This is a genomic window from Streptomyces composti (genome assembly GCF_012034205.1).
GTDB lineage: Bacteria > Actinomycetota > Actinomycetes > Streptomycetales > Streptomycetaceae > Streptomyces > Streptomyces composti.
The window spans coordinates 64,811-88,223 of sequence record NZ_JAATEM010000019.1 but is presented as its reverse complement, the minus strand read 5'-3'; the positions used below and the strand labels follow the sequence as shown (position 1 = coordinate 88,223).

Below are 23,413 nucleotides of genomic sequence, written 5' to 3'. Positions count from 1 at the left end.
GATGTTCAACGTCTTCGAGGAACTCTTCGCACCGGGCCGCAAGCACACCCGCGACGAGCGCAGACGTCTGGAACTGACGCGGGAGGACGCCGGCGACTCCGACCCCGGGCGGGGACCCATAGACCTCGCCTCCGGGAAGGTCGTGGTGCGCCCGCCGTCCAAGGAGGCCACCGAGCCGGACACCGGCCAGTGACGGCACCCGCCACGCCACCCCCTGCGGCCTGCCTGCTCCCCACTGCCCGCTGCCGGCGCCCTGGCCGTCTGCCCGCCGCCCGGCTCAGCTCACCTCCAGTTCCAGGATCCGGTCGTCGCCGTCCTCGGGCTCGACGCGGCCGTCGGTGTTGCTGGTGACCAGCCAGAGCTTGCTGTCCCCGGCCGGGAGCACCGTGCGCAGCCGTCCGTACTCGCCCTCGAAGAACGCCTGGGGCTCCGCGGACGTCTCCGTGCCCTTCAGCGGGATCCGCCACAGCCGCTGGCCGCGCAGTCCCGCCATCCATATCGAGCCCTCGGCGTAGGCGATGCCGCTGGGGGAGGCCTCGTCGGTGGACCACTGCTCCAGCGGGTCGTGGAAGCCGTCCTCCTCGGAGCGGCCCTCCGCCTTTGGCCAGCCGTAGTTGTCGCCCGGCTTGATCGCGTTCAGCTCGTCCCAGGTGTTCTGGCCGAACTCCGAGGCGAACAGGCGCTGCTCGGCGTCCCAGGCGAGACCCTGCACATTGCGGTGGCCGTAGGAGTACACCGGGGAGTCGGGGAACGGGTTGCCCGGGGCGGGCTCGCCCTCCGGGGTGATCCGCAGGATCTTGCCGCCGAGCGACTTCTTGTCCTGGGACAGGCCCGTGTCACCGCTCTCGCCCGTACCCGCGTACAGCATCCGGTCCGGGCCGAAGGCGATCCGGCCGCCGTTGTGGATGACCCCCTTGGGTATGCCGCGCAGGACCGTGTCCGGGGCGCCCAGTTGTTCGCCGGAGGGCTTCTTCTCGTCGTAGATCATGCGGACGATGCGGTTGTCCGAGGCGGACGTGAAGTAGGCGTAGATCATGTGGTCCGAGGCGTAGTCGGGGGAGAGCGCGATGCCCAGCAGGCCGCCCTCCCCGGCGGGGGACACCCCGGGCACCTCGCCCAGCTCCGTCTTCCTGCCCGTCTTCCCGTCCACCCGCGTGATCGTCGCCTCGTCGCGGGAGGAGACCAGCAGGTCCCCGTCCGGCAGCGCGGCGAGACCCCACGGTGTCTTCAGACCCGTGGCGACGGTGCGCAGCACCTTCACGGACCCCTTCGCGGGCGGCGTCCGCTCCCCGGAGCGCTCGGGGGGCGAGGCCTGCCCGCTGGTACGGCTGGCGGAGGCGCTGCCGTCCCCGCCCGGCGATCCTCCGTCATCGGAGGAGCAGCCGGCCGTCAGCAGGAGCGCGGCGGCGGCCAGTACGGCCGTCACGGCTCGACGTTGCACGATCTTGTCCCTTCGACGCGGCAGGTTCCACTTGTCATACACCGCCCGCGCCTCCCAGGTTCCCGTTCCCCGGATTCCCGAACCGGACGTGCCGGTCAGTCCCAGGACCCCTGCGCCGGCGGCAGCGCCGCGATCTCCGCGAAGTCCTCCCGGGTCAGCTTCAGGTCGGCTGCTCGCGCGTTCTCCTCGACCCAGCGGGCGCGCTTGGTGCCGGGGACCGGGATGACCCGGGGGCTCTGGGCGAGGAGCCAGGCGAGGGCGACCTGGGCCGGGGTGACCGCTTCGCCGTGGCGGCGGGCGACCCGGCGCAGGCCGGCCACGATCGGCTGGTTGGCGGCCATCATCTCGGCGGTGAAGCGGGGGTGCCGGGCGCGCAGGTCGTCCGGTTCGAAGCCCTCGCCGGGGGTGAGCGTGCCGGTCAGGAAGCCGTTGCCCAGCGGCATCGCCGCGAGGAAACCGATGCCGCGCGCCTCGCACCACGGCAGCAGCGTGCGCAGCGCCTCCGGCGACCACACCGACAGCTCGGCCTGCACCGCGCTCACCGGGAACACCTGCTGCACCCGCTCCAGCTGGCGGATGGTCGCGTCGTACAGGCGGGTACCGGGGCGCCGGGCGGAGCGCGCGCCCATCGCGCACAGGCCGAGGGCCCGTACCTTGCCGGCCTGCACCAGTTCGGCCATCGCGCCCCAGGTCTCCTCCACCGGCACCTCGGGGTCCTCCCGGTGCAGCTGGTAGAGGTCGATGACGTCCGTCTGCAGCCGGCGCAGCGAGGCGTCGCAGGCCCGCTTCACATAGCCGGGGCGGCCGTTGGCCACGATGTGCTGGTCGCCCACGAGCAGCCCGACCTTCGTCGACACGAACGCCTCGGCGCGCCGCTCCTTCAACACCCGCCCGAGGAGCAGCTCGTTGGTGAACGGCCCGTACATGTCGGCGGTGTCCAGCAGCGTCGAGCCGAGGTCGAGCGCCCGGTGCACCGCCCTGAGCGACTCCTCGCCCCGCTGCTGTGACGTGCTGTAGGCCCAGCTCATCGGCATGCACCCGAGTCCGACGGCCCCCACCGTGAGCGCCGCCGCGCCGATCGTCCTGCGCTCCACCTGCTCGTGACCCTCCCTCTCCGGCCCCCCAACCTAACCTCTGGCCTCCGAGGCCTCTGACATAGCCTCGGGCCATGACTGCAACCGACGTCTGGCTCCCGATCCCGCCGGAGGAGATCGAGGATCTTCCCGAGGGGCCGCGCTACCGATTCTGGGACGGCGGCGAGGAGTTCCCCGCCGACCCCGCCGACTGCGTCTTCTACGTCGTGCCGTACATGAAGCCCAGCGGCATCGGCACCCGCCCGCTGCCGCACATGACCTCGGTGCGGGTGGTGCAGACGCTCTCCGCCGGCATCGACCACGTGGAGCCGGGGCTGAGGCACCTGCCGCCCGGAGTGCGGCTGTGCAACGCCCGCGGCGTGCACGAGGCCAGCACCGCCGAGCTGACCGTCGCGCTGATCCTGGCCTCGCTGCGCGGCATCCCGGACTTCGTGCGCGCCCAGGAGCGAGGAGAGTGGCTCGGCGGATTCCGGCCCGCGCTCGCCGACAGGACGGTGCTCATCGTGGGCTACGGGTCGATCGGCGCGGCCATCGAGGACCGGCTCGCTCCGTTCGAGCTCGCGCGGGTGGCACGCGTCGCGCGCTCCGCGCGCACCACGGAGCGCGGTCCGGTGCACCCGCTCACCGAACTGCCCTCGCTGCTGCCCGAGGCGGATGTCGTGGTGCTGTCCACGCCGCTGACCGAGTCCACCCGGCACCTGGTGGACGCCGGCTTCCTGTCCCGGATGAAGGACGGGGCCCTGCTGGTGAACGTGGCCCGCGGCGGGGTGGTCGACACCAAGGCCCTGCTCACAGAGCTGGAGAGCGGCCGGATCACCGCCGCCCTGGACGTCACCGACCCCGAACCGCTGCCCGCCGGGCACCCCCTGTGGCGGGCGCCGGGCGTTCTCATCACCCCGCACGTCGGCGGACCCACCTCCGCCTTCCTGCCGCGCGCCGAGCGGCTGCTGACGGACCAGTTGCGCCGCTTTCTGAACCGGGACGAGCTGCGCAACGTGATCCTGGTGACGGGAGCGGACACACCGTAGTCGGATTGTCGCGTACTGTCCGTGTTTTCCCGGCGGCGATGGGTACTCATACATCTGTTGATCGTCACGCAGAGTAGAGAACCTATGTCCCTGAGTGACCAGACTGGTGTATCGTCCGGACAGGGGCTGCGCCACTGACGGAACGGCGCGGGGGACGACCAACGCAGATGTGAGGGGGGCGACGCGCGATGCACGGCCTATGGACGAGCGATCCGACGCGGCGGAACCGCCGGCGGAGGCCCTGGCGCGCGGTCGCGCACAGCCGCGGCCGGATCACCGGCCGCCCCGTACGGCCGACCGGCCGGCGGCACCGCCGCCCCCACCCGATGCCGCGCAGACAGGGCGGCCGAAGGAGGCATGCCACGGTGCCCCGGGCTCCACGGGGTTCGGGAGCACGGACCGGGAGGAGCCGGTGAGCGCGCCGACCCCCACACCCACGCTCGAAGGCGCGGCGTTCAGGCCGCACTCCCCGCCGGGAGCGCTGCTGCCCCGCCCGCCCGGTGACGGGGCCCGGCGCGGCCTGGTCCCGCAGCTCGTCCTCGCCCTCATCTGCGCGGCCTACGCCGTCGGGGCCGCATGTGGCTGGGGCTCGCCCCGACTCGCACTGGTCATGGGGGACTTCGGGCTGAGCGCCGCGGCGGCCGCCGCCGCGGTCTCCTGCTTCGTCTCCGCGCGTGGCCGCCGCACCCGGTTCCGGCCCGCCTGGCTGCTGTTCGGCGTCTCCTCGTCCATGGCGGCCCTGGGCAACTTCGTCTGGGGCTGGTACGAGGTCGTCCTGGGCGAGCCCGTGCCCAGCCCCAGCTACGCCGACCTGTTCTTCCTGTGCTTCGCGCCGCCCGCCATCGTGGGCCTGCTGGTGCTCGCCAAGCGGCCCGTCACCAAGGCCGGCTGGGTCTGCCTCGCCCTCGACGCCTGGCTGATCGGCGGCTCGCTGCTCACCCTGGCGTGGAGTCTGGCGCTCGCCCAGGCCGCCCAGGAGGGCGGGCCCGACGTGGCGCACACGGCGCTCTCGCTGGCCTACCCGCTGCTCGACATCGCCCTGATCAGCATGGTGCTGGCGCTGCACTTCAGACGGTCGGCGGTGAACCGCTCCGCGGTCAACACCGCGATCGGCGCCCTGGCGCTCACCGTGCTCTGCGACGCCCTGTTCACCTCGCCGCTGCTGCACGACGACTACCGCTCGGGGCAGCTGCTCGACGCCGGCTGGTTCGCGGGCTCGCTGCTGCTGGCGTACGCGCCCTGGACGGCGCCCCGCGACGGCGCCCGGGCCGAGGAGCAGCAGCACACCCGCGTGGTGCGCGAGCACGTGCCCGGGCAGCGCAGCGGGCCGCACCCCCAGCCGCCCGCGCCCGCCGGCGAGCTGCGCTATTCGGCCGCACGGCCCATCGCCGGCTCGCTGGCCGCCCTCACGCCCTACCTGGCCGCGGCCGTGTGCACGCTGGGGATCCTCTACAACGTCCTCAACGGGCGCAGCGTCGACCGCGTGGTCCTGCTCACCGGCGGCACCGTGGTGCTCGCCCTCGTGGTGCGCCAGGGGATCATGCTGCTCGACAACATCACGCTCACCCAGGAACTGGCCCAGGCGGAGAACCACTTCCGCTCCCTGGTGCAGGGCTCCAGCGACGTCATCATGATCGCCGCGCCCAACGGAGTGCTGCGCTACGTCTCCCCGGCCGCCGCCGGGGTGTACGGCCGGCCCGCCGAGGAGCTGGTGGGCAGCGAACTGGCCAGCCTGATCCACCCCGAGGACCTGGGCTGCGTGGTGCACGAGGTGCGGCGCTTCCTCGCCGCCAGCCCCTCCGACGAACCGACCACCCGCATCGAGTGCCGCTTCCGCTCCGGCGACGGCGGCTGGCTCAACGTGGAGTCGACGGTCAACCGTCATCACGGCGGCCTGATCTTCAACAGCCGGGACGTCACCGAGCGGGTGCGCCTCCAGGCGCAGCTGCAGCACAACGCCGAGCACGACCCGCTCACCGACCTGCCCAACCGCGCGCTGTTCACCAAGCGCGTCCAGCAGGCCCTCTCCGGCCGCCGCGCCTCCGACCGGGGTGCCGCCCTGAGAGGCACGGCCGTGCTCTTCATCGACCTCGACGGTTTCAAGGCCGTCAACGACACCATCGGCCACCAGGCCGGGGACGAGCTGCTGGTGCAGGCCGCCCGCAGACTCAAGGAGGCCGTCCGCAAGGGCGACACCGCCTCCCGGCTGGGCGGCGACGAGTTCGCGGCCCTGATCGTCGGTGACGGCGCCCGCGACCGGGAGGCCCGCGAGGGCCACATCCTGGAGCTCGCGGACCGCCTCAGAGCCACGCTCTCCCAGCCCTACGTCATCGACGGCAACGATGTCCGCGTCAACGCCTCCATCGGTGTCGCCTTCGCCGAACCGGGCCTGGGCGCGGGGGAGCTGCTGCGCAACGCCGACCTGGCGATGTACCGGGCCAAGGCGGCGGGCAAGGGCCGGGTGGAGCTGTACCGGCCGCAGATGCAGCAGGACGTGGTGCGCAGGGCCGAGCTGGCCACCCGGCTGCGCTCGGCGCTGCACGACGGCGAGTTCGCCCTGCTGCACCAGCCGGTGGTGTGCCTGGAGGACGGCCGGATCACCTCGGTGAGCGCCCAGGCGCGCTGGAGATCCTCCCAGGGCGTGCTGTTCACCCCGGCGGAGTTCCTGCGGGTCTCCGAGGACACCGAGAAGACCGCCGAGCTGGGGCGCTGGGTGCTTCAGGAGGCGGTGGAGCAGGCCGCGGAGCGCCAGACCACCGGGGTGGCCGTTCCCGTGGCGGTACGGATCGGCGCACGGCGGCTGATCGACCGGTCGCTGCCGCTCGGCTCGATCGAGGCGCTGCTGACCCGCCATGGGCTGCCGCCCGGCTCGCTGATCATCGAGCTGGCCGACACCGACCCGAGCGTCTGCTTCGACGAGCTGGAGCGCCGGCTGAACGCCCTCAAGCGGCTCGGCGTGCGGATCGCCCTGGACGGCTTCGGCAGCGGGTACGCGACGATCACCGCCCTCAGACGGCTCCCGGTCGACATACTGAAGCTCGACCGCTCACTGGTCGACGGCGTGGTGGAGTCCGCCCGGCTGCACAAGATCACCAGCGGGCTGCTGCGGATCGCCGGGGACCTCGGGCTGCAGTCGGTGGCCGACGGTCTCGATCTGCCCGAGCAGGTGGCCGCGCTGCGCGCGATGGGCTGCACGCACGGGCAGGGCATGGCCTTCTCCGGGCCGCTGGACGAGTACCGGCTGCGCCGGGCGCTGACCACCGGCCACTACCCGGTGCCGCACGAGCCGGCCGAGCCCGCCCTCACCGGCGGCGCCCATGCCGGCGTGTACTCCGCGGGGGTGAGTGCGGTGCTCAGGACGGGTACGACCCTCCGTTCACATAATGAGACTCCCGTCCCACCCACTTGACACCGGGTGTGTGCCGGGGGGAGGGTCAGTGCCATGCGCACCCGAATTCTCGTACTTGGACAGCGCGTCGGCTGACGCCGAGCCACCACCGCTCGGCGACCCGCACCCGGCGCGCTCCCCTCGCTTGCCTTTTGGCACGAGGGGTTTTTTGTTGCACCAGCACCTGTCGCACAGCCCGCGTACACCACGCAAACCTCGCAAAAACCCTCAGCATCGAGAAGAGAATGCCGATGACCGAGCAGGCCACCGGGGCCCATCACCCGCAGCCGCGGCCCCGATCCGGAGGACAGCAGTCCGCCCCCGTCGAGCACCTCACGGGCGCGCAGTCCCTCATCCGCTCTCTCGAGGAGGTCGGGGCCGACACGGTATTCGGCATCCCCGGCGGTGCGATCCTTCCGGCGTACGACCCGCTGATGGACTCCACCAAGGTGCGCCACGTCCTGGTCCGCCACGAGCAGGGCGCCGGCCACGCCGCCACCGGCTACGCGCAGGCCACCGGCAAGGTCGGCGTCTGCATGGCGACCTCGGGACCCGGCGCCACCAACCTGGTCACCCCGATCGCCGACGCGCACATGGACTCCGTCCCGCTGGTCGCGATCACCGGCCAGGTCGCCTCCCGTGCGATCGGCACGGACGCCTTCCAGGAGGCGGACATCGTCGGCATCACCATGCCGATCACCAAGCACAACTACCTGGTCACCAAGGCCGAGGACATCCCGCGGGTCATCGCGCAGGCCTTCCACATCGCCTCCACCGGCCGCCCCGGCCCGGTGCTGGTCGACATCGCCAAGGACGCCCTGCAGGCACAGACCACCTTCTCCTGGCCGCCGGTCATGGACCTGCCCGGCTACCGGCCCGTCACCAAGCCGCACGCCAAGCAGATCCGCGAGGCCGCCCGGCTGATCACCTCCGCCAAGCGCCCCGTGTTCTACGTCGGCGGCGGAGTCGTCAAGGCCGGCGCCACCGCCGAGCTGAAGGTCCTCGCAGAACTCACCGGAGCGCCCGTCACCACCACCCTGATGGCGCTCGGCGCATTCCCCGACAGCCACCCGCTGCACGTGGGAATGCCGGGCATGCACGGTTCGGTCACCGCCGTCACCGCGCTGCAGAAGGCCGACCTGATCGTCGCCCTCGGAGCCCGCTTCGACGACCGCGTCACCGGCAAGCTGGACAGCTTCGCCCCCCACGCCAAGGTCGTCCACGCCGACATCGACCCGGCGGAGATCGGCAAGAACCGCGCCGCCGACGTGCCGATCGTCGGTGACGCCCGCGAGGTCATCGCCGACCTGGTCCAGGCCGTGCAGAAGGAGCACGCCGAGGGTCGCAAGGGCGACTACACCGCCTGGTGGCACGACCTCGACCGCTGGCGCGAGACCTACCCGCTCGGCTACGACCAGCCCGGCGACGGCTCGCTCTCCCCGCAGCAGGTCATCGAGCGCATCGGGCAGCTGGCCCCGGAGAACACGATCTTCGCCGCGGGCGTCGGCCAGCACCAGATGTGGGCCGCCCACTTCATCCAGTACGACAAGCCCGCCAGCTGGCTGAACTCCGGCGGCGCCGGAACCATGGGCTACGCCGTCCCCGCCGCCATGGGCGCCAAGGCCGGCGCCCCCGACCGCACCGTCTGGGCGATCGACGGCGACGGCTGCTTCCAGATGACCAACCAGGAGCTCACCACCTGCGCCCTGAACAACATCCCGATCAAGGTCGCCGTCATCAACAACGGCGCCCTCGGGATGGTCCGCCAGTGGCAGACCCTCTTCTACAACCAGCGGTACTCCAACACGGTCCTGCACTCCGGCCCGGACGACGTCAACCCGGACGCCCGCGGCACCCGGGTCCCGGACTTCGTGAAGCTGTCGGAGGCCATGGGCTGCTACGCGATCCGCTGCGAGAACCCGGCCGACCTGGACAAGGTCATCGAGGAGGCCAACTCGGTCAACGACCGCCCCGTCGTCGTGGACTTCATCGTCCACGAGGACGCCATGGTCTGGCCGATGGTCGCCGCCGGGACCTCCAACGACGAGATCATGGCCGCCAGGGACGTCCGCCCGGACTTCGGCGACAACGAAGACGACTGAGCGAGGAAGAGCCACACACCATGTCCAAGCACACGCTCTCCGTCCTGGTGGAGAACACGCCCGGCATCCTCGCCCGGATCGCCGCCCTGTTCTCCCGCCGCGGCTTCAACATCGACTCGCTCGCCGTCGGTGTCACCGAGCACCCGGAGATCTCCCGTATCACCATCGTGGTGAACGTCGAGGACCTGCCCCTGGAGCAGGTCACCAAGCAGCTCAACAAGCTCGTCAACGTGCTGAAGATCGTCGAGCTCGAGCCCGGACAGGCGGTTCAGCGCGAACTCGTTCTGGTGAAGGTGCGCGCGGACAACGAGACGCGCTCCCAGATCGTCGAGATCGTGCAGCTGTTCCGCGCCAAGACCGTGGACGTCTCCCCGGAGGCCGTCACCATCGAGGCCACCGGTAGCAGCGACAAGCTGTCCGCGATGCTCAAGATGCTGGAGCCGTACGGCATCAAGGAGCTCGTCCAGTCCGGCACCATCGCGATCGGCCGCGGCGCCCGGTCCATCACCGACCGCTCGCTGCGCGCCCTCGACCGCAGCGCCTGACCCTCCCGCGGGCGGTCCGCTCCCCGCGACGCGGACCGCCCGCATACCGAGATCCCGAGACCTCCCGTCCCCCCGCCGTCATACGGTGGGAGCAACACCTGCACTCAAGGAGAGAACCCAAAGTGGCCGAGCTGTTCTACGACGCCGACGCCGACCTGTCCATCATCCAGGGCCGCAAGGTCGCGGTCATCGGTTACGGCAGCCAGGGCCACGCCCACGCCCTGTCGCTGCGCGACTCCGGCGTCGACGTGCGCGTCGGTCTGCACGAGGGCTCCAAGTCCAAGGTCAAGGCCGAGGAGCAGGGCCTGCGCGTGGTGTCCCCGTCCGAGGCCGCCGCCGAGGCCGACGTCATCATGATCCTGGTCCCGGACCCGATCCAGGCCCAGGTCTACGAGGAGCACATCGCCCCCAACCTGAACGACGGCGACGCGCTCTTCTTCGGCCACGGCTTCAACATCCGCTTCGGCTTCATCAAGCCCCCGGCCGGTGTCGACGTCTGCATGGTCGCCCCCAAGGGCCCGGGCCACCTGGTCCGCCGCCAGTACGAGGAGGGCCGCGGCGTCCCCTGCATCGCCGCCGTCGAGCAGGACGCCTCCGGCAACGCCTTCGCGCTCGCCCTGTCCTACGCCAAGGGCATCGGCGGCACCCGCGCCGGCGTCATCAAGACCACCTTCACCGAGGAGACCGAGACCGACCTGTTCGGTGAGCAGGCGGTGCTCTGCGGCGGTACGGCCGCGCTGGTCAAGGCGGGCTTCGAGACCCTCACCGAGGCCGGCTACCAGCCGGAGATCGCCTACTTCGAGTGCCTGCACGAGCTGAAGCTGATCGTCGACCTCATGTACGAGGGCGGCCTGGAGAAGATGCGCTGGTCGATCTCCGAGACCGCCGAGTGGGGCGACTACGTCACCGGCCCGCGGATCATCACCGACGCCACCAAGGCCGAGATGAAGAAGGTCCTCGCCGAGATCCAGGACGGCTCCTTCGCCCGCAACTGGATGGAGGAGTACCACGGCGGTCTGAAGAAGTACAACGAGTACAAGAAGCAGGACTCGGAGCACCTGCTGGAGACCACCGGCAAGGAGCTCCGCAAGCTGATGAGCTGGGTGAACGAGGACGCCTGATCGTCCGTGTCCCGTGGCGGCGCACCCGTGGCAGGGGCGCCGCCACGGGCTGCGCCCGGACCCTTCCGGAACGGAGCATCTCGTCCGGGTGATCCTTCCGAAGCGGCGTAAGACGAGCCCCTCGGCGCCACTACACTGCTGCATTAATACGCGTCAGGCCCACAGCGTCGTGCGTCTTCCACGCGGCAAGCATCCCTCCACCGCCAGCGGCCGTCGGGACGGCCGTCCGCATTGGACTTGTGAGGACTCACGTGAGCTCGAAACCCGTCGTACTCATTGCTGAAGAGCTGTCGCCCGCCACCGTCGACGCGCTGGGGCCGGACTTCGAGATCCGCCACTGCAACGGAGCCGACCGCGCGGAGCTGCTCCCGGCCATCGCCGACGTGGACGCGATCCTGATCCGCTCGGCCACCAAGGTCGACGCGGAGGCGATCGCCGCGGCGAACAAGCTCAAGGTCGTCGCCCGCGCCGGCGTCGGCCTGGACAACGTCGACGTCTCCGCCGCCACCAAGGCCGGCGTGATGGTCGTCAACGCCCCCACCTCCAACATCGTGACGGCCGCGGAACTCGCCTGCGGTCTGATCATCGCCACCGCGCGCAACATCCCGCAGGCCAACGCCGCGCTGAAGAACGGCGAATGGAAGCGGAGCAAGTACACGGGCGTCGAGCTCGCCGAGAAGACCCTCGGTGTCGTGGGTCTGGGGCGGATCGGCGCCCTCGTCGCACAGCGGATGAGCGCCTTCGGCATGAAGGTCGTCGCCTACGACCCCTATGTGCAGCCCGCGCGGGCCGCACAGATGGGCGTCAAGGTGCTGTCCCTGGACGAGCTGCTCGAGATCTCCGACTTCATCACCGTCCACCTGCCGAAGACCCCCGAGACCCTCGGCCTGATCGGCGAGGAGGCGCTGCGCAAGGTCAAGCCGAGCGTGCGCATCATCAACGCCGCCCGCGGCGGCATCGTCGACGAGCAGGCGCTGTACTCGGCGCTCAAGGAGGGCCGGGTCGCCGGAGCCGGCCTCGACGTGTACGCCAAGGAGCCCTGCACGGACTCCCCGCTGTTCGAGTTCGACCAGGTGGTGTGCACCCCGCACCTCGGTGCCTCCACGGACGAGGCGCAGGAGAAGGCCGGTATCGCCGTCGCCCGCTCGGTGCGGCTCGCCCTCGCCGGTGAGCTGGTCCCGGACGCGGTGAACGTCCAGGGCGGTGTCATCGCCGAGGACGTCAAGCCGGGCCTGCCGCTCGCCGAGCGCCTCGGCCGGATCTTCACCGCGCTCGCCGGTGAGGTGGCCGTGCGGCTGGACGTCGAGGTGTACGGCGAGATCACCCAGCACGATGTGAAGGTGCTGGAGCTGTCCGCGCTCAAGGGCGTCTTCGAGGACGTCGTCGACGAGACGGTCTCCTACGTCAACGCGCCGCTGTTCGCGCAGGAGCGCGGCGTCGAGGTGCGGCTGACCACCAGCTCGGAGTCGGCCGACCACCGCAACGTCGTGACCGTGCGCGGCACGCTGGCCGACGGCGAGGAGATCTCGGTCTCCGGCACGCTGGCCGGGCCCAAGCACATCCAGAAGATCGTGGCGGTCGGTGAGTACGACGTCGACCTGGCGCTCGCCGACCACATGGTGGTGCTGCGCTACGAGGACCGGCCGGGTGTCGTCGGCACGGTGGGCCGCATCCTCGGCGAGGCGGGTCTGAACATCGCGGGCATGCAGGTCTCCCGGTCGACGGTCGGCGGTGAGGCGCTGGCGGTCCTGACGGTGGACGACACGGTGCCGGCGCCGGTGCTGAGCGAGGTCGCCTCGGAGATCGGGGCCACGTCGGCCCGGTCGGTGAATCTGGTCTGAGGGCGGCGTACCGCCGCCGAACGCCGAATGCCGGACGGGCCGGTGACGCCCGTCCGGCGTTCGTCTGTTCCGCCTCCCGTGCGTCAGGTGACGTTCATCGTGGTGGACGGGGAGACATGGTCACCGACGGTGAAGGCCACGGTGGCGGCGCCGGTGGGGGCGTGCTCCGTGGGGCTGACGCCGACCCACATGATGCTCTCCGTTCCCGCCGCGCCGCCGACCAGCAGATCGACGTCGGGGAACGTCAGGACGGTCTCGTCGGCGGAGAACACGCCCGTGTGGACGGCGGTGCCCCTGTCGCCGGCGGAGACGGTCAGCTGGTGATCGGGGCCGTCCGGCCCGCCCCAGCGGAACCCGCTGGGCAGCGTTGCGACGACGGTCAGCGGGGGGATGGTCGCGGCCCCGTTGTTGCGCACCTTGACGCCGGGGTACGTGCGCTCCCCGCCCCTCGGTGCGAGCACCGGGGTGCCGCTCGCCGAGACGGTGATGGCCGGTTTGACGAGAATCCGTGTGGAGTGAGACTTCTTCCCCGCGACGTCGAAGGTCAGAGCGGTGGGGCCGAGCGGGGCGTCGTGGTCGGCACTCACGCAGACCCAGATGGTGGTGGTGCCGGGCAGGTGCAGGTCGACATCGGTGAAGGTGAGCGCGTCACCGTCACCGGAGAGCGCTCCGACGTACGCGGTCTGTGCGCCGTCGGACCGCTGCACGGTCAGCTGGTAGTCGGCCTGGGCCTGTGTACCCCAGAGCAGGCGGCGGCCCGCGGGCAGGGTGACCGTCACGGTCACCGGCTCCAGGCCGTCGGTGGATGCGACCCGGAGTCCGGGGAATGCCTCGGCACCGCCCTGCGTGAGCTGCTTGTCGGATCCCGGTGTGAGGGTGAACTCCGTCCACTGCAGCACCACTTGTCCGTGGCGGTTGGCGTCGCCGACACCGGCCTGGTAGGCGGGGTCGCCCTTGCCGCCCGCCTGCGTGCCCGTGCCGGGGAGGGTGCGGCCGCTGGTGACGCCGGGGCCCGCCACGAAGCTGCTGCCGCCGGCTCCACCACCGACGAACGCGCTCGTCCTGTACCCCAGCCCGAGGCCACCGCCGCCGCCCGCGTAGCCACCTCCACCACCCCCGGCGCCGCTTCCGCCCCGCCGCCGCCCATGCCCGGGATCGGCACCTGGCCCCCGGCGTCCTTGCCGGCGCTGGAACCGCCGTTCTGGCCGGTGTCACCGCCCCTGCCACCGAAGTTGTCCGTGTGCTTGTCGGCAGGGGCCGCGCCTTTGCCGCCGGTGGAACCCGATGCGCCCTGCGCCGTCGTCCCTTTGTACTCCTTCATCCGCAGCGTTCCGTCGGAGCCACGGGTGCCGCCGCCCGCCCCACCCGGTACGTCGTCGAAGCTCCGGCCACCTCCTCCGGCGATCAGCAGCGGTTTGCCGAACCGCTGGCTGTACAGGCCGCTCATGCCGCCGCCACCGGGCGATCCGCCACCCATGTCGACGACGACCAGCAGGGTCTCGCCCGGCCGGACCGCGATGTCCCCGGTGGCGAAACCGCCCCCGCCGCTTCCGTTTCGCTTGCCTCCTCCGCCCCAGCAGCGGGCGTTGATCGTGGTGACACCGGGAGGGACGGTGAAGTTCTGCACCTTGCCGGTGGGGTTGAACCGCCGGCAGCGGTTGAAGGGGGCGACGGCCGGGCTCTCGACCGTCGCGGGAGCCGGTTCGGCGGTCCCCGGCGGTGCGAGTGCGGGAGTCATGGTCTCCAGGGCCATGAACGTTGTCCTTTCGTTGAGGATCTTCGACTGGTCGTGGTCGGTGCGTCGGTCGGATTCGTTCAGAGGCATCTCTCCCGGGGATCGGCGTCGCTCGGATGGGTCCCGGCGTCCCGCATCCGTCGCACCCACCGCAGGGTGGAGGTCCGGAGCCGGTCGATGGTGGTGGGTGAGCCCCCGCGGGGGACTGCCCCTGCCGGGGCCGTCCGGCCGGACCGGGGCCCGCCCAGGGATTCGACGGCCTCGCACCACAGGTCCAGGTCGCGGGCGGCGCTCAGCTCGTCGGAGCGGGCCCGGGCGCGACGGCTGGCGCGGGCCCAGGTGTCCGGATCGCGCAGGGAGTCGAGGGCGTCGATCCAGGCGTTGGGATCGTCGCGGTAGGCGAAGATGCCGGCCTGGCCGAGGGCCTCGACGAGGCCGGGGGTGGGGTGGGCGATCACCGGGATCCCGGAGGCGTACGCCTCCACCGCGACCCGCCCCCACGACTCGTACAGGGACGGCATCAGCATCACCCGTGCCCGGCTGTAGACGTGCTCCCGCATCCGGTGCCCGGGTACCGAGTCGACCACCTCGCAGTTCGGCAGCCGTGGCGGCGGCATCACCTGCCGCCCGTAGGCGCCGCGCACCCCGCGGAAGTGCCACCGCGGACTCCAGGCGGCGATCTGCCAGAACAGCTCGCCGCCCTTGTCGGCGTTGAGATTGACCAGGGTCACGCAGTCGCCGGGCTGGGTGCGGTAGTCCTCGGCGATCACCGGCGGGCGGACCACGATGCTGCGGCGGGGCAGGAACTCGGGCGGGTAGCGGGCGTAGAAGATCTCCCCGTCCCGGCGGATCCACTCGCTGTTGTAGACCACCAGGTCGGCGCCGGCCGCGTTGTGGAAGCTCGTCTCGAAGTTGTCGTGGCAGATGACCACCACCGGGACACGGCGTTCGCGGGCCAGTCCGGCGACCAGGGGGACGTTCTCGTAGTGGGACACCAGGACGTCCGCGCGGCCGGCGCGGGCCACGAAGTCGAGGCCCGCCTGGAACGGCACCACGTGCACGCCGTCGATCTCGTAGGGCCGGTGGCTCGTGCCCGGGTGGGAGAGCCACACCTCCACCCGGTGGCCGGACTCCGCGAGGGGCCGCAGCATCGAGTGCAGCATCCACTCCGAACCCGCGTTGTGGTCCGGTGGATACCCGTACACCCGCGCCACCACCGACAGGCGGCGCCCGGACACCGCGCCCGCGGCCCGCCGCTGCCGGCGGGGGACCGTCGCGCTGCCCGAGTGCACGAGGTCCCGCACCAGGAACGGGGAGGCCGACACCGTTCTCAGCGGGTTGGGACCGCTCGGGCGGGCCCGCGCCCGGACCGCGGCCGGCCACGGGGAGGGCGGGGGCCCGGTGCTCCTGCTGTAGAGCGTCGCGGCACGGCGGTTCAGGGGGGAGGCCAGGGTGTGCGGGCTGGTCTTCCTGCCGTCGGCCACGTCGTCGTCACCCGGTTTCGTGATCGAATGCGGCACGCCACAGCCGTCCCGTGTTCGAACGTGGCGCACACCTGTACGTCTGGGAACTCATCAGGACGTCGGGTGGTACCGGAGCGTGGCCTCGGGGGAGTGCGGGTTCGGGGGCGCACTCCGGCGTGCGCCGGGATCGGACACCGGTTCGCGGGCGGGTGCCGGTCAGGGCTCCCGGGCAGGCCGCGTCGGCTGAGAAGCGCCGGACGGGCTGGAGCACACCCGTCCGGCGCTTCATCTGCCGCCGGTTCGTCTCCTACTCGCCGGCTGGTTCCTGCTCCTTGGGCAGACGGATCGGCCTCAGGGTCCGGGCCGCCAGCAGAGCCGCGGCCGCCAGGACCAGCGCGCCCGCGATCGCCGCGCCCTGGAGGCCGCCGGTGAAGGCCTCGCGGGCCGACGACGCCAGGGCGTCTCCCGCGCGCCCCGGGAGTTCGGCCGCCACGGCGAGAGCGCCACCCAGGGTCTCCTGGGCCGGGGCGGGGGCCGTGTCCGGCATCGCGTGGCGGTACACCGCCGTGCCGATGGAGCCCAGCACGGCCATGCCGAGCGCGCCGCCGAACTCCGAGCCGGTCTCGAGCAGGGAGGAGGCGGCACCGGCCCGCTCGACCGGGGCGGAGCTCAGGGCCAGGTCGGTGACCTGGGACATCACGATCACGATGCCCGCCGACAGCACCCCGCACGCGGCCAGCACCAGCCACAGGGAGTCCGTACCGGCGAGTGTCAGCAGGCCGTACCCGGCCGCCGCGATCACGAATCCGCCGGTCACGATCCAGGCGCGGGGCACGCCCTGCTGGCCGAGCCGTGCGGCGGCCGGTCCGGCGACGCCGATCAGCACCGACGGCAGCAGGCTCCACAGGGCCGCCTCGAGGGCGCTCTTGCCGAGCACCGACTGCAGGTACTGGGTGGTGAAGTAGGCCGAGCCCATCATCCCGAAGGCCGCCACCGTGTTGAGGACCAGCGCCGGGGTGAAGCCCCGGCCGCGGAACAGGGCCGGGGAGATCATCGGCGCGGTCGCGGTGCGCTGCCGGTGCACCAGCAGCGCCGCGAACAGCAGGCCCACGTCGACGGCCATGACGTAGCGGACGTTCCAGCCCTCGGAAGGCAGCTCCTTCAGGCCGTAGACGACCGGGAGCACGGCCGCCATGGACAGCGGCACGCTCAGCCAGTCGAAGGCGCCGGGCGACGGATCGCGGGACTCCGGCAGCAGGAACGGGCCGAGGAGCAGCAGCAGGAGCATCGCCGGCAGGTTGACCAGGAAGACCGAGCCCCACCAGAAGTACTCGACCAGGACGCCGCTCATCACCGAGCCGAGTGCGATCCCGGCCGTCATCACCCCGGACCACAGGCCGATCGCCATGGACCGCTGGGCCGGGTCGGTGAACATCGTGCGGGCCAGCGCCATCGTCGACGGCATCAGCGTGGCGCCGCCCAGGCCGAGCACCGCGCGGGCCGCGATCAGCGTCTCGGCGCTCTGCGCGTAGGCCGCGAGCAGTGAGGCGGCGCCGAAGGCGGCCGCGCCGAACAGCAGCAGCCTGCGGCGGCCGATGCGGTCGCCGACGGCACCCATCGTCATCAGCAGGCCGGCCAGGACGAAGCCGTAGATGTCGAAGATCCACAGCTGCTGGGTGCCGGTCGGCTCCAGGTCGGCGCTGATCTCCGGGATCGCGAAGTAGAGGACGGAGACGTCCATGGAGACCAGCAGCAGCGGAAGCATCAGCACGCCGAGCGCGGTCCACTCACGCCGCCCGGCGCGGACGGGAGCAGGTTCGGAGGTTGCCGTATTCGTCATGCGAGTGAATGTACACGCGTCTTAAACGCTTGTATAGAACGACCGTATAAGACAAGCGTATGGGACAGGCGTATGAACGGGGGTAGGGTGACGCCATGGGACACCGTGAGGATCTGCTCGAGGGCGCCAAGCGCTGCCTGCTCCAGAAGGGGTTCGTGCGCACCACGGCGCGCGACGTCGTCCGAGAGTCGGGGACCAACCTGGCGTCCATCGGCTACCACTACGGCTCCAAGGACGCGCTGCTCGCGCGGGCCTACCTCGCCCTGGTGGAGGAGATGGGCGACGCCTTCGACCAGGGCAATGTGCACGACACCGAGCCCGGCTCGGTCGAGCGCTTCGAGCGGGTGTGGTCCAACATCATCGGCACCATGAAGCAGCCCTCCTCGGTGTGGCGGCTCAGCATGGAGGTCCTCGCCCTCGGCGACCGGATGCCCGAGGTGCGCGAGACCCTCGCGCGTGCCCAGCGGGAGGCCGGCCGCGGGCTGGTGCCGCTGCTGATGGGCGGCACGGAGCAGGACGTCTCCGACGAGACCGCGGACACAGTGGGCGCCTTCTACGTGACCCTGATGACGGGCCTGATCGCCCAGTGGTCCTTCGACCCGGACTCCGCGCCGGAGGCCGGACAGCTCGCCGCCGGCCTGCGCCGGGTGATCGAGGCGGCCCGCGCCGGGTGATCGAGGCGGCCCGCGCTACAGGCGGTGCGCCTTGAGAGCCATGTGCAGCAGCAGCCGGTCCTCGCCGTCGTCCAGGTCCAGGCCGGTGAGCTGCTCGATGCGGGACAGGCGGTAGTACAGGGTCTGGCGGTGGATGCCCAGCTCGGCGGCGGTGCGGCCGGCCTGCCCAGCGCAGTCCAGGTAGACCTCGGCGGTGTGCGCCAGCTCGTGGTGGGCGGGGGAGAGCAGCGGGGTCACGGCCGGGTCGTGGGCCGCCTGCGGGGGCAGGGCGGTCAGCAGCCGGAAGGGGCCGATCGAGGTCCACTCGGTGACCGGGCCGAGGCGGGGCTCGGCCAGCGCCGCCCGGGCGGCGGCCGAGGCCTCCGTCCAGGCGGTGCCCAGCTCGGCGAGCCCCTGGCGGGGCGAGGCGATGCCGGCCGCCGGGGCGCCCGGGGTGCCGCTCGGCCGGGCCCGCTCCAGCAGCCGCGCGGCGGCGGTGCGCGCCGGGGCCGGCGCAGCGCTGGACCGCAGCCGGAGCAGCAGCGCGAGGGAGAGGGCGGTCGCGCCCCACGGCAGAGTGCACAGCGCCGTCGCGCCGGGGATCGTGCGCACCGAAGGGGCGTCGTCGGGGTCCGCCGAGGGCCAGGGGGCGATGCACAGCACCGTGTGCAACCCCTCCCCGCGGGGGCCCAGCGCCGTGCGCAGCTCGGCGATCGCCATGTCGCGCTGCCAGTCGCGCTCCGCGGTGAGCACCGCCCGCAGCTCCCGGGTCAGGTCGGCGCCGTGCTGGGCCTCGTCCGCGAGCAGCGCGCCGATCCGGGCGGTCACCTCCATCGCGGACGCCAGCTGCCGCTCGGTCGGGCCGGGGTCGTAGTCCAGCAGCCACACATAGCCGTGCACCACACCCCGATGGCGTACCGGGAGACAGATGCGTCCCCGGTGCACGCCCGCCTCCGGGGTGCGCGGGATGCGCACCGGGCCGGTCGCGCGGGTGATGCCGAAGGACTCGAACCAGGCGCGCACCGCCGGCGTCGAACGCCGGGTCAGGATCGACCGGGTGCGCACCGGGTCGAGCGCGGACGGATCGAGGTCGCCCTCGTCGTCGTACGCGCCGAAGGCGATCAGCTCGAAGTCGCGGTTCTCCAGCGTCGCCGGAGCGCCGAGCAGCTGGGAGATCTCGTCGACCAGCTCCTGGTAGTCACCCCTGTATTCGGACGTCACCGGGGCATTCTCCCGCAGAATCCCAGGGCCTTCATACATCTGTCTGAGATCTGCGGCACGGATGCGTGACAGCTGTCGATGGCCCACGATCGGAGTCATCCTTAGGTTTCACGGTGGTTCTCCGTGCCGTCCCCGGGCCGTCGGGCGGCGGCCATCGACAGTTGTGGAGGTGCCCCGTGCTGGGTCCCGTGATTCTCGCCGCGTCGCGCAGCGACCGGATGCGACGTCTGATCTCGGCGGCCCCGGTGACCAAGCAGGTCGTCGACCGTTTCATCCCCGGCGAGACCGTCGACGACATCCTGCCGGTCGTCAAGGAGCTCACCGGCAAGGGACTGGAGATGACCCTGGACGTCGTGGGCGAGGACATCACGACGCCCGGGCAGGCCGCCGCCGCCCGCGACGCCTACCTGGAGCTGATCGACCGGCTCGAGCCGCTGGAGCTGGGCACCCGCGCGGAGATGTCGGTCAAGCTGTCGATGTTCGGCCAGGCGCTTCCCGGCGGGCACGACCTGGCGCTCGCCAACGTCCGCCCGGTCGTCGAGGCCGCCGCGGAGATCGGCACCACGGTCACCCTCGACGCCGAGGACCACACCACCCTCGACTCGATGTTCGCCATCCACGAGGAGCTCCGGAAGGACTTCCCGCAGACCGGCTGCGTCATCCAGTCCTACCTCTACCGCACCGAACAGGACGCGCGCCGCCTCGCCGCGAACGGCTCTCGCGTACGGTTGGTGAAGGGCGCCTACAAGGAGCCCGCCGAGGTCGCCTACCAGCAGAAGCACGAGATCGACAAGGCGTACGTACGCATCCTCAGGACGCTGATGGAGGGCGAGGGCTACCCGATGATCGGGTCCCACGACCCGCGCCTGATCACCATCGCCCAGGAACTCGCCCGCCGCGCCGGGCGAAAGCCCGGCGAGTACGAGTTCCAGATGCTCTACGGCATCCGCAGCGACGAGCACCTGCGGCTGGCCGCCGAGGGCCACCGCATGCGCGTCTACACGGCCTATGGCACCGACTGGTACGGCTACTTCATGCGCCGCCTGGCGGAGAAGCCGGCGAACCTGCGCTTCTTCGTCCGGTCGATGGTCAGCAAGGGCTGAGCCCGAACACCCGCTCAAGTCAAGGAGTTACGGAACCCATGGACGCTGTGACCCAGGTCCCCACCCCCGTCAACGAGCCGGTGCACGGCTACGCCCCCGGCTCGCCCGAGCGTGCCCGTCTGGAGGCCCGGCTCAAGGAGCTCGCCGAGAACCCCAGGGACCTCCCCTGCACCATCGGCGGTGAGAAGCGCCTGGGCGGCGGAGAGCCGTTCGAGGTGGTGCAGCCGCACAACCACAAGGCCGTACTCGGCACCTTCCGCCACGCCACCCAGGCGGACGCCAAGGACGCCATCGACGCGGCGCTCGCCGCCGCGCCGGCCTGGCGTGCCATGTCCTTCGACGACCGCGCGGCGATCATCCTGCGCGCCGCCGAGCTGCTGGCCGGCCCCTGGCGTGAGACCCTCGCCGCCGCCACCATGCTGGGCCAGTCCAAGACCGCCCAGCAGGCCGAGATCGACACCCCCTGCGAGCTGGTCGACTTCTGGCGCTTCAACGTCCACTACGCCCGGCAGATCCTCGCCGAGCAGCCCCCGGCCAACTCCCCGGGCGTGTGGAACCGCCTCGACCACCGTCCGCTCGAAGGCTTCGTCTACGCCATCACCCCGTTCAACTTCAGCGCCATCGCGGGCAACCTGCCCACCGCGCCCGCGCTGATGGGCAACGTCGTGGTGTGGAAGCCGTCCCCGACGCAGACCCTGGCCGCCGTGCTGCTGATGGAGCTGCTGGAGGAGGCCGGCCTGCCCAAGGGCGTCATCAACCTGCTCACCGGTGACGGCATCGAGGTCTCCAAGGTCGCCCTGGAGCACCGCGACCTCGCCGGCATCCACTTCACCGGCTCGACCAAGACCTTCCAGTACCTGTGGAAGACGGTCGGCAACAACATCGAGAAGTACCGCTCCTACCCGCGCCTGGTCGGCGAGACCGGCGGCAAGGACTTCCTCGTCGCCCACCCGAGCGCCGACCGCGCCGTGCTGAAGACCGCGCTGACCCGCGGTGCCTTCGAGTACCAGGGCCAGAAGTGCTCGGCCACCTCGCGTGCCTACATCCCGGCCTCCATCTGGAACTCCGGCTTCAAGGAGGAGTTCGCGGCCGAGGTCGACGGCATCGCCATGGGCGACGTCACCGACCTGTCCAACTTCATCGGCGCCGTCATCGACGAGCGGGCCTTCGCCAAGAACAAGGCCGCCATCGACCGCGCCAAGGAGGACCCCACCTGCACCATCGTCGCGGGCGGCAGCTACGACGACTCGGTGGGCTACTTCGTCCGCCCGACCGTCATCGAGTGCACCGACCCGGAGAACGAGGTGTTCCGCACCGAGTACTTCGGCCCGATCCTCGCCGTCCACGTCTACGAGGACGACAAGTACGACGAGATGCTGACGCAGATGGAGTCGGTCTCCGACTACGCGCTCACCGGCTCGGTCATCGCGCGTGACCGCGCCGCCGCGGCCCACACGATGGAGAAGCTGCGCTACGCGGCCGGCAACTTCTACATCAACGACAAGTCCACCGGCGCCGTGGTCGGCCAGCAGCCCTTCGGCGGCGGCCGCGCCTCCGGCACCAACGACAAGGCGGGCGCCCCGCAGAACCTGATGCGCTGGACGCTGACCCGCGCCATCAAGGAGACGCTGGTCCCGCCGACCGACTACACCTACCCGCACATGGGCTGACGCCCCCCGATCCCGGACGGGCCAGGTCTCTCCCCCTGGACCTGGCCCGTCCGCCCTCCGGACCCGGCCGCACGCCGGGTCCGTTCGTCTGTCCGGGCACGTGTGCTCCGCCCGGGCCCGCGTCCTCGGTCCGGGGCGGGGGTGCGCCTCTCCTCCTTCCACCCGTCCCGGAACTCTTCGCCCGTCCGGCCGACGCCGGGTCACCGGTCGATACTGGCCGCATGACCGTCTGGCTGCGCACCGCCCACACCGCCGACCTCGCCCCCGCCGAACTCGACGGGGTGCGCTCGCTGCTGACCGACGCCTTCGACGGCGACCTCGGCGAGCAGGACTGGGAGCACGCGCTGGGCGGCATGCACGTGCTGGCGCACGACGAGTCCGGCCTCGCCGCACACGGATCGGTGGTGATGCGGCGGGTGCGGCACCGTCAGCGGTGGCTGCGCGTCGGGTACGTCGAGGCCGTGGGGGTGCGCCGGGACGTGCGGCGGACCGGGCTCGGCGGCCGGGTGATGGCGGAGCTGGAGCGGATCGTCGACCGGGCGTACGACGCCGGGATGCTGTCCGCCAGCGACGAGGGTGCCCTGCTGTACCGGGCGCGCGGCTGGCGGCTGTGGGACGGGCGGATCCTCGGGCTCGGCCCCGAGGGTGTGGTGCGGCTGGCCGAGGAGGAGGACTGCACCTTCGTCAGGCCCGCGCTCGCGGGCCCGCTCGACCCCGCTCACGAGCTGGTGTTCGACTGGCGCGACGGTGATGTGCTCTGAGTGTTTGCGCAGGTCAGAGGCGTGTGAGGCAGTCCACTGTCTCAGATAGTAGGAAGTCCGACTAATTGTGGAGACAGAAGCGGGGCGCTCCTCTAGCTTTGTAGAAGCCGAACGTCTCGCTCGATCAAGCGATGGCGGTCCGGGCCGGACCCCGTGCAGGCAACCCCTGCGGTCCCGTTGGCCCGCCGCCCCTTCCGGCGTCTCGCACCTCTGTCTTCCGTGTTCCGCGCACTCCGCCTGTGCCTCTGTGCTTCCCGAAGGAGTCGATCCCTCATGGCCGAGACGACCGTCCGCCGCCGCGTCCGCCACACCCGCTCCTCCAGCGAGTCCGACCGCCAGAACGCCGCCGCCGCGCTGCAGCGCGCCCTCGACCGCCGCGACAACGGGGGCTCCACGGGTCACTGACA

General features: G+C 71.6%; 18 protein-coding genes. 12 read left to right on the top strand and 6 right to left on the bottom strand.

Annotation, left to right across the window (positions count from 1 at the left end; translation table 11 throughout):
- The first annotated feature begins 1 nt into the window (after position 1).
- Positions 2-193 (top strand): DUF6191 domain-containing protein, encoded by a 192-nt coding sequence (locus HCJ93_RS17165; RefSeq protein WP_167996590.1) that lies wholly within the window; start codon positions 2-4, stop codon positions 191-193.
- A gap of 84 nt (positions 194-277) precedes the next feature.
- Here the strand turns inward: HCJ93_RS17165 and HCJ93_RS17160 are convergent, their stop codons facing one another.
- A complete protein-coding gene (locus tag HCJ93_RS17160; RefSeq protein ID WP_309141426.1) occupies positions 278-1,441 on the bottom strand; it encodes a PQQ-dependent sugar dehydrogenase in 1,164 nt (387 codons plus the stop codon).
- Between the two features lie 95 nt (positions 1,442-1,536).
- Positions 1,537-2,535 (bottom strand): aldo/keto reductase, encoded by a 999-nt coding sequence (locus HCJ93_RS17155; RefSeq protein ID WP_167996589.1) that lies wholly within the window; start codon positions 2,533-2,535, stop codon positions 1,537-1,539.
- A gap of 74 nt (positions 2,536-2,609) precedes the next feature.
- Between HCJ93_RS17155 and HCJ93_RS17150 the strand changes: the two genes are divergently transcribed.
- The 6 genes from HCJ93_RS17150 (at position 2,610) to serA (ending at position 12,560) form a co-directional block, all read left to right on the top strand.
- Positions 2,610-3,563, top strand: a complete 954-nt coding sequence (locus tag HCJ93_RS17150; RefSeq protein ID WP_167996588.1) for a 2-hydroxyacid dehydrogenase — start codon at positions 2,610-2,612, stop codon at positions 3,561-3,563.
- Positions 3,564-3,975: 412 nt separating this feature from the next.
- Complete coding sequence (locus HCJ93_RS17145) at positions 3,976-6,972, top strand: putative bifunctional diguanylate cyclase/phosphodiesterase (RefSeq protein ID WP_167996587.1); 2,997 nt, start codon at positions 3,976-3,978, stop codon at positions 6,970-6,972.
- A 230-nt stretch (positions 6,973-7,202) separates the two neighbouring features.
- Entirely contained in the window at positions 7,203-9,053 is a 1,851-nt protein-coding gene (locus HCJ93_RS17140) for an acetolactate synthase large subunit (protein WP_206317547.1), read from the top strand.
- A 20-nt stretch (positions 9,054-9,073) separates the two neighbouring features.
- On the top strand, positions 9,074-9,598 hold the full coding sequence (gene ilvN / locus HCJ93_RS17135) for an acetolactate synthase small subunit (protein WP_167996585.1): 525 nt from the start codon (positions 9,074-9,076) through the stop codon (positions 9,596-9,598).
- A 122-nt stretch (positions 9,599-9,720) separates the two neighbouring features.
- On the top strand, positions 9,721-10,719 hold the full coding sequence (gene ilvC, locus HCJ93_RS17130; protein WP_167996584.1) for a ketol-acid reductoisomerase: 999 nt from the start codon (positions 9,721-9,723) through the stop codon (positions 10,717-10,719).
- 251 nt (positions 10,720-10,970) lie between these two features.
- Entirely contained in the window at positions 10,971-12,560 is a 1,590-nt protein-coding gene (serA, locus tag HCJ93_RS17125) for a phosphoglycerate dehydrogenase (protein WP_167996583.1), read from the top strand.
- 83 nt (positions 12,561-12,643) lie between these two features.
- Here the strand turns inward: serA and HCJ93_RS17120 are convergent, their stop codons facing one another.
- The 3 genes from HCJ93_RS17120 to HCJ93_RS17110 all read right to left on the bottom strand — a co-directional run bounded on the left by HCJ93_RS17120 (position 12,644) and on the right by HCJ93_RS17110 (position 17,598).
- Positions 12,644-13,579: a hypothetical protein gene (locus HCJ93_RS17120; protein ID WP_167996582.1), complete on the bottom strand. Its 936-nt coding sequence runs from the start codon at positions 13,577-13,579 to the stop codon at positions 12,644-12,646.
- 796 nt (positions 13,580-14,375) lie between these two features.
- Positions 14,376-15,815: a glycosyltransferase family 4 protein gene (locus tag HCJ93_RS17115; RefSeq protein ID WP_309141425.1), complete on the bottom strand. Its 1,440-nt coding sequence runs from the start codon at positions 15,813-15,815 to the stop codon at positions 14,376-14,378.
- Between the two features lie 250 nt (positions 15,816-16,065).
- Positions 16,066-17,598, bottom strand: a complete 1,533-nt coding sequence (locus tag HCJ93_RS17110) for an MFS transporter (protein ID WP_167996581.1) — start codon at positions 17,596-17,598, stop codon at positions 16,066-16,068.
- A gap of 95 nt (positions 17,599-17,693) precedes the next feature.
- Between HCJ93_RS17110 and HCJ93_RS17105 the strand changes: the two genes are divergently transcribed.
- Complete coding sequence (locus HCJ93_RS17105; protein ID WP_167996580.1) at positions 17,694-18,272, top strand: TetR/AcrR family transcriptional regulator; 579 nt, start codon at positions 17,694-17,696, stop codon at positions 18,270-18,272.
- Positions 18,273-18,287: 15 nt separating this feature from the next.
- Here HCJ93_RS17105 and HCJ93_RS17100 read toward each other — a convergent pair whose 3' ends face one another.
- Entirely contained in the window at positions 18,288-19,511 is a 1,224-nt protein-coding gene (locus HCJ93_RS17100; RefSeq protein WP_206317546.1) for a PucR family transcriptional regulator, read from the bottom strand.
- A gap of 137 nt (positions 19,512-19,648) precedes the next feature.
- On the opposite strand from HCJ93_RS17100, the gene HCJ93_RS17095 reads away from it, so the two are divergent.
- The 4 genes from HCJ93_RS17095 (at position 19,649) to HCJ93_RS29885 (ending at position 23,411) form a co-directional block, all read left to right on the top strand.
- Positions 19,649-20,575, top strand: coding sequence for a proline dehydrogenase family protein (locus tag HCJ93_RS17095; RefSeq protein WP_167996578.1), 927 nt, complete (start codon positions 19,649-19,651; stop codon positions 20,573-20,575).
- 38 nt (positions 20,576-20,613) lie between these two features.
- Entirely contained in the window at positions 20,614-22,245 is a 1,632-nt protein-coding gene (gene pruA / locus HCJ93_RS17090; RefSeq protein WP_167996577.1) for an L-glutamate gamma-semialdehyde dehydrogenase, read from the top strand.
- A gap of 221 nt (positions 22,246-22,466) precedes the next feature.
- Positions 22,467-23,006: a GNAT family N-acetyltransferase gene (locus HCJ93_RS17085; RefSeq protein ID WP_167996576.1), complete on the top strand. Its 540-nt coding sequence runs from the start codon at positions 22,467-22,469 to the stop codon at positions 23,004-23,006.
- A 273-nt stretch (positions 23,007-23,279) separates the two neighbouring features.
- Positions 23,280-23,411, top strand: coding sequence for a hypothetical protein (locus HCJ93_RS29885; RefSeq protein ID WP_277350731.1), 132 nt, complete (start codon positions 23,280-23,282; stop codon positions 23,409-23,411).
- The last annotated feature ends 2 nt before the right edge of the window (positions 23,412-23,413 follow it).

Bases quoted from the DNA above. Each gene is read 5' to 3' on its own strand.
- HCJ93_RS17165 (WP_167996590.1), top strand. From the start codon at position 2: ATGTTCAACGTCTTCGAGGAACTCTTCGCACCGGGCCGCAAGCACACC.
- HCJ93_RS17150 (WP_167996588.1), top strand. From the start codon at position 2,610: ATGACTGCAACCGACGTCTGGCTCCCGATCCCGCCGGAGGAGATCGAG.
- HCJ93_RS17140 (WP_206317547.1), top strand. From the start codon at position 7,203: ATGACCGAGCAGGCCACCGGGGCCCATCACCCGCAGCCGCGGCCCCGA.
- ilvN (WP_167996585.1), top strand. From the start codon at position 9,074: ATGTCCAAGCACACGCTCTCCGTCCTGGTGGAGAACACGCCCGGCATC.
- HCJ93_RS17110 (WP_167996581.1), bottom strand. From the start codon at position 17,598: ATGACGAATACGGCAACCTCCGAACCTGCTCCCGTCCGCGCCGGGCGG.
- HCJ93_RS17105 (WP_167996580.1), top strand. From the start codon at position 17,694: ATGGGACACCGTGAGGATCTGCTCGAGGGCGCCAAGCGCTGCCTGCTC.
- HCJ93_RS17100 (WP_206317546.1), bottom strand. From the start codon at position 19,511: ATGTATGAAGGCCCTGGGATTCTGCGGGAGAATGCCCCGGTGACGTCC.
- pruA (WP_167996577.1), top strand. From the start codon at position 20,614: ATGGACGCTGTGACCCAGGTCCCCACCCCCGTCAACGAGCCGGTGCAC.
- HCJ93_RS17085 (WP_167996576.1), top strand. From the start codon at position 22,467: ATGACCGTCTGGCTGCGCACCGCCCACACCGCCGACCTCGCCCCCGCC.
- HCJ93_RS29885 (WP_277350731.1), top strand. From the start codon at position 23,280: ATGGCCGAGACGACCGTCCGCCGCCGCGTCCGCCACACCCGCTCCTCC.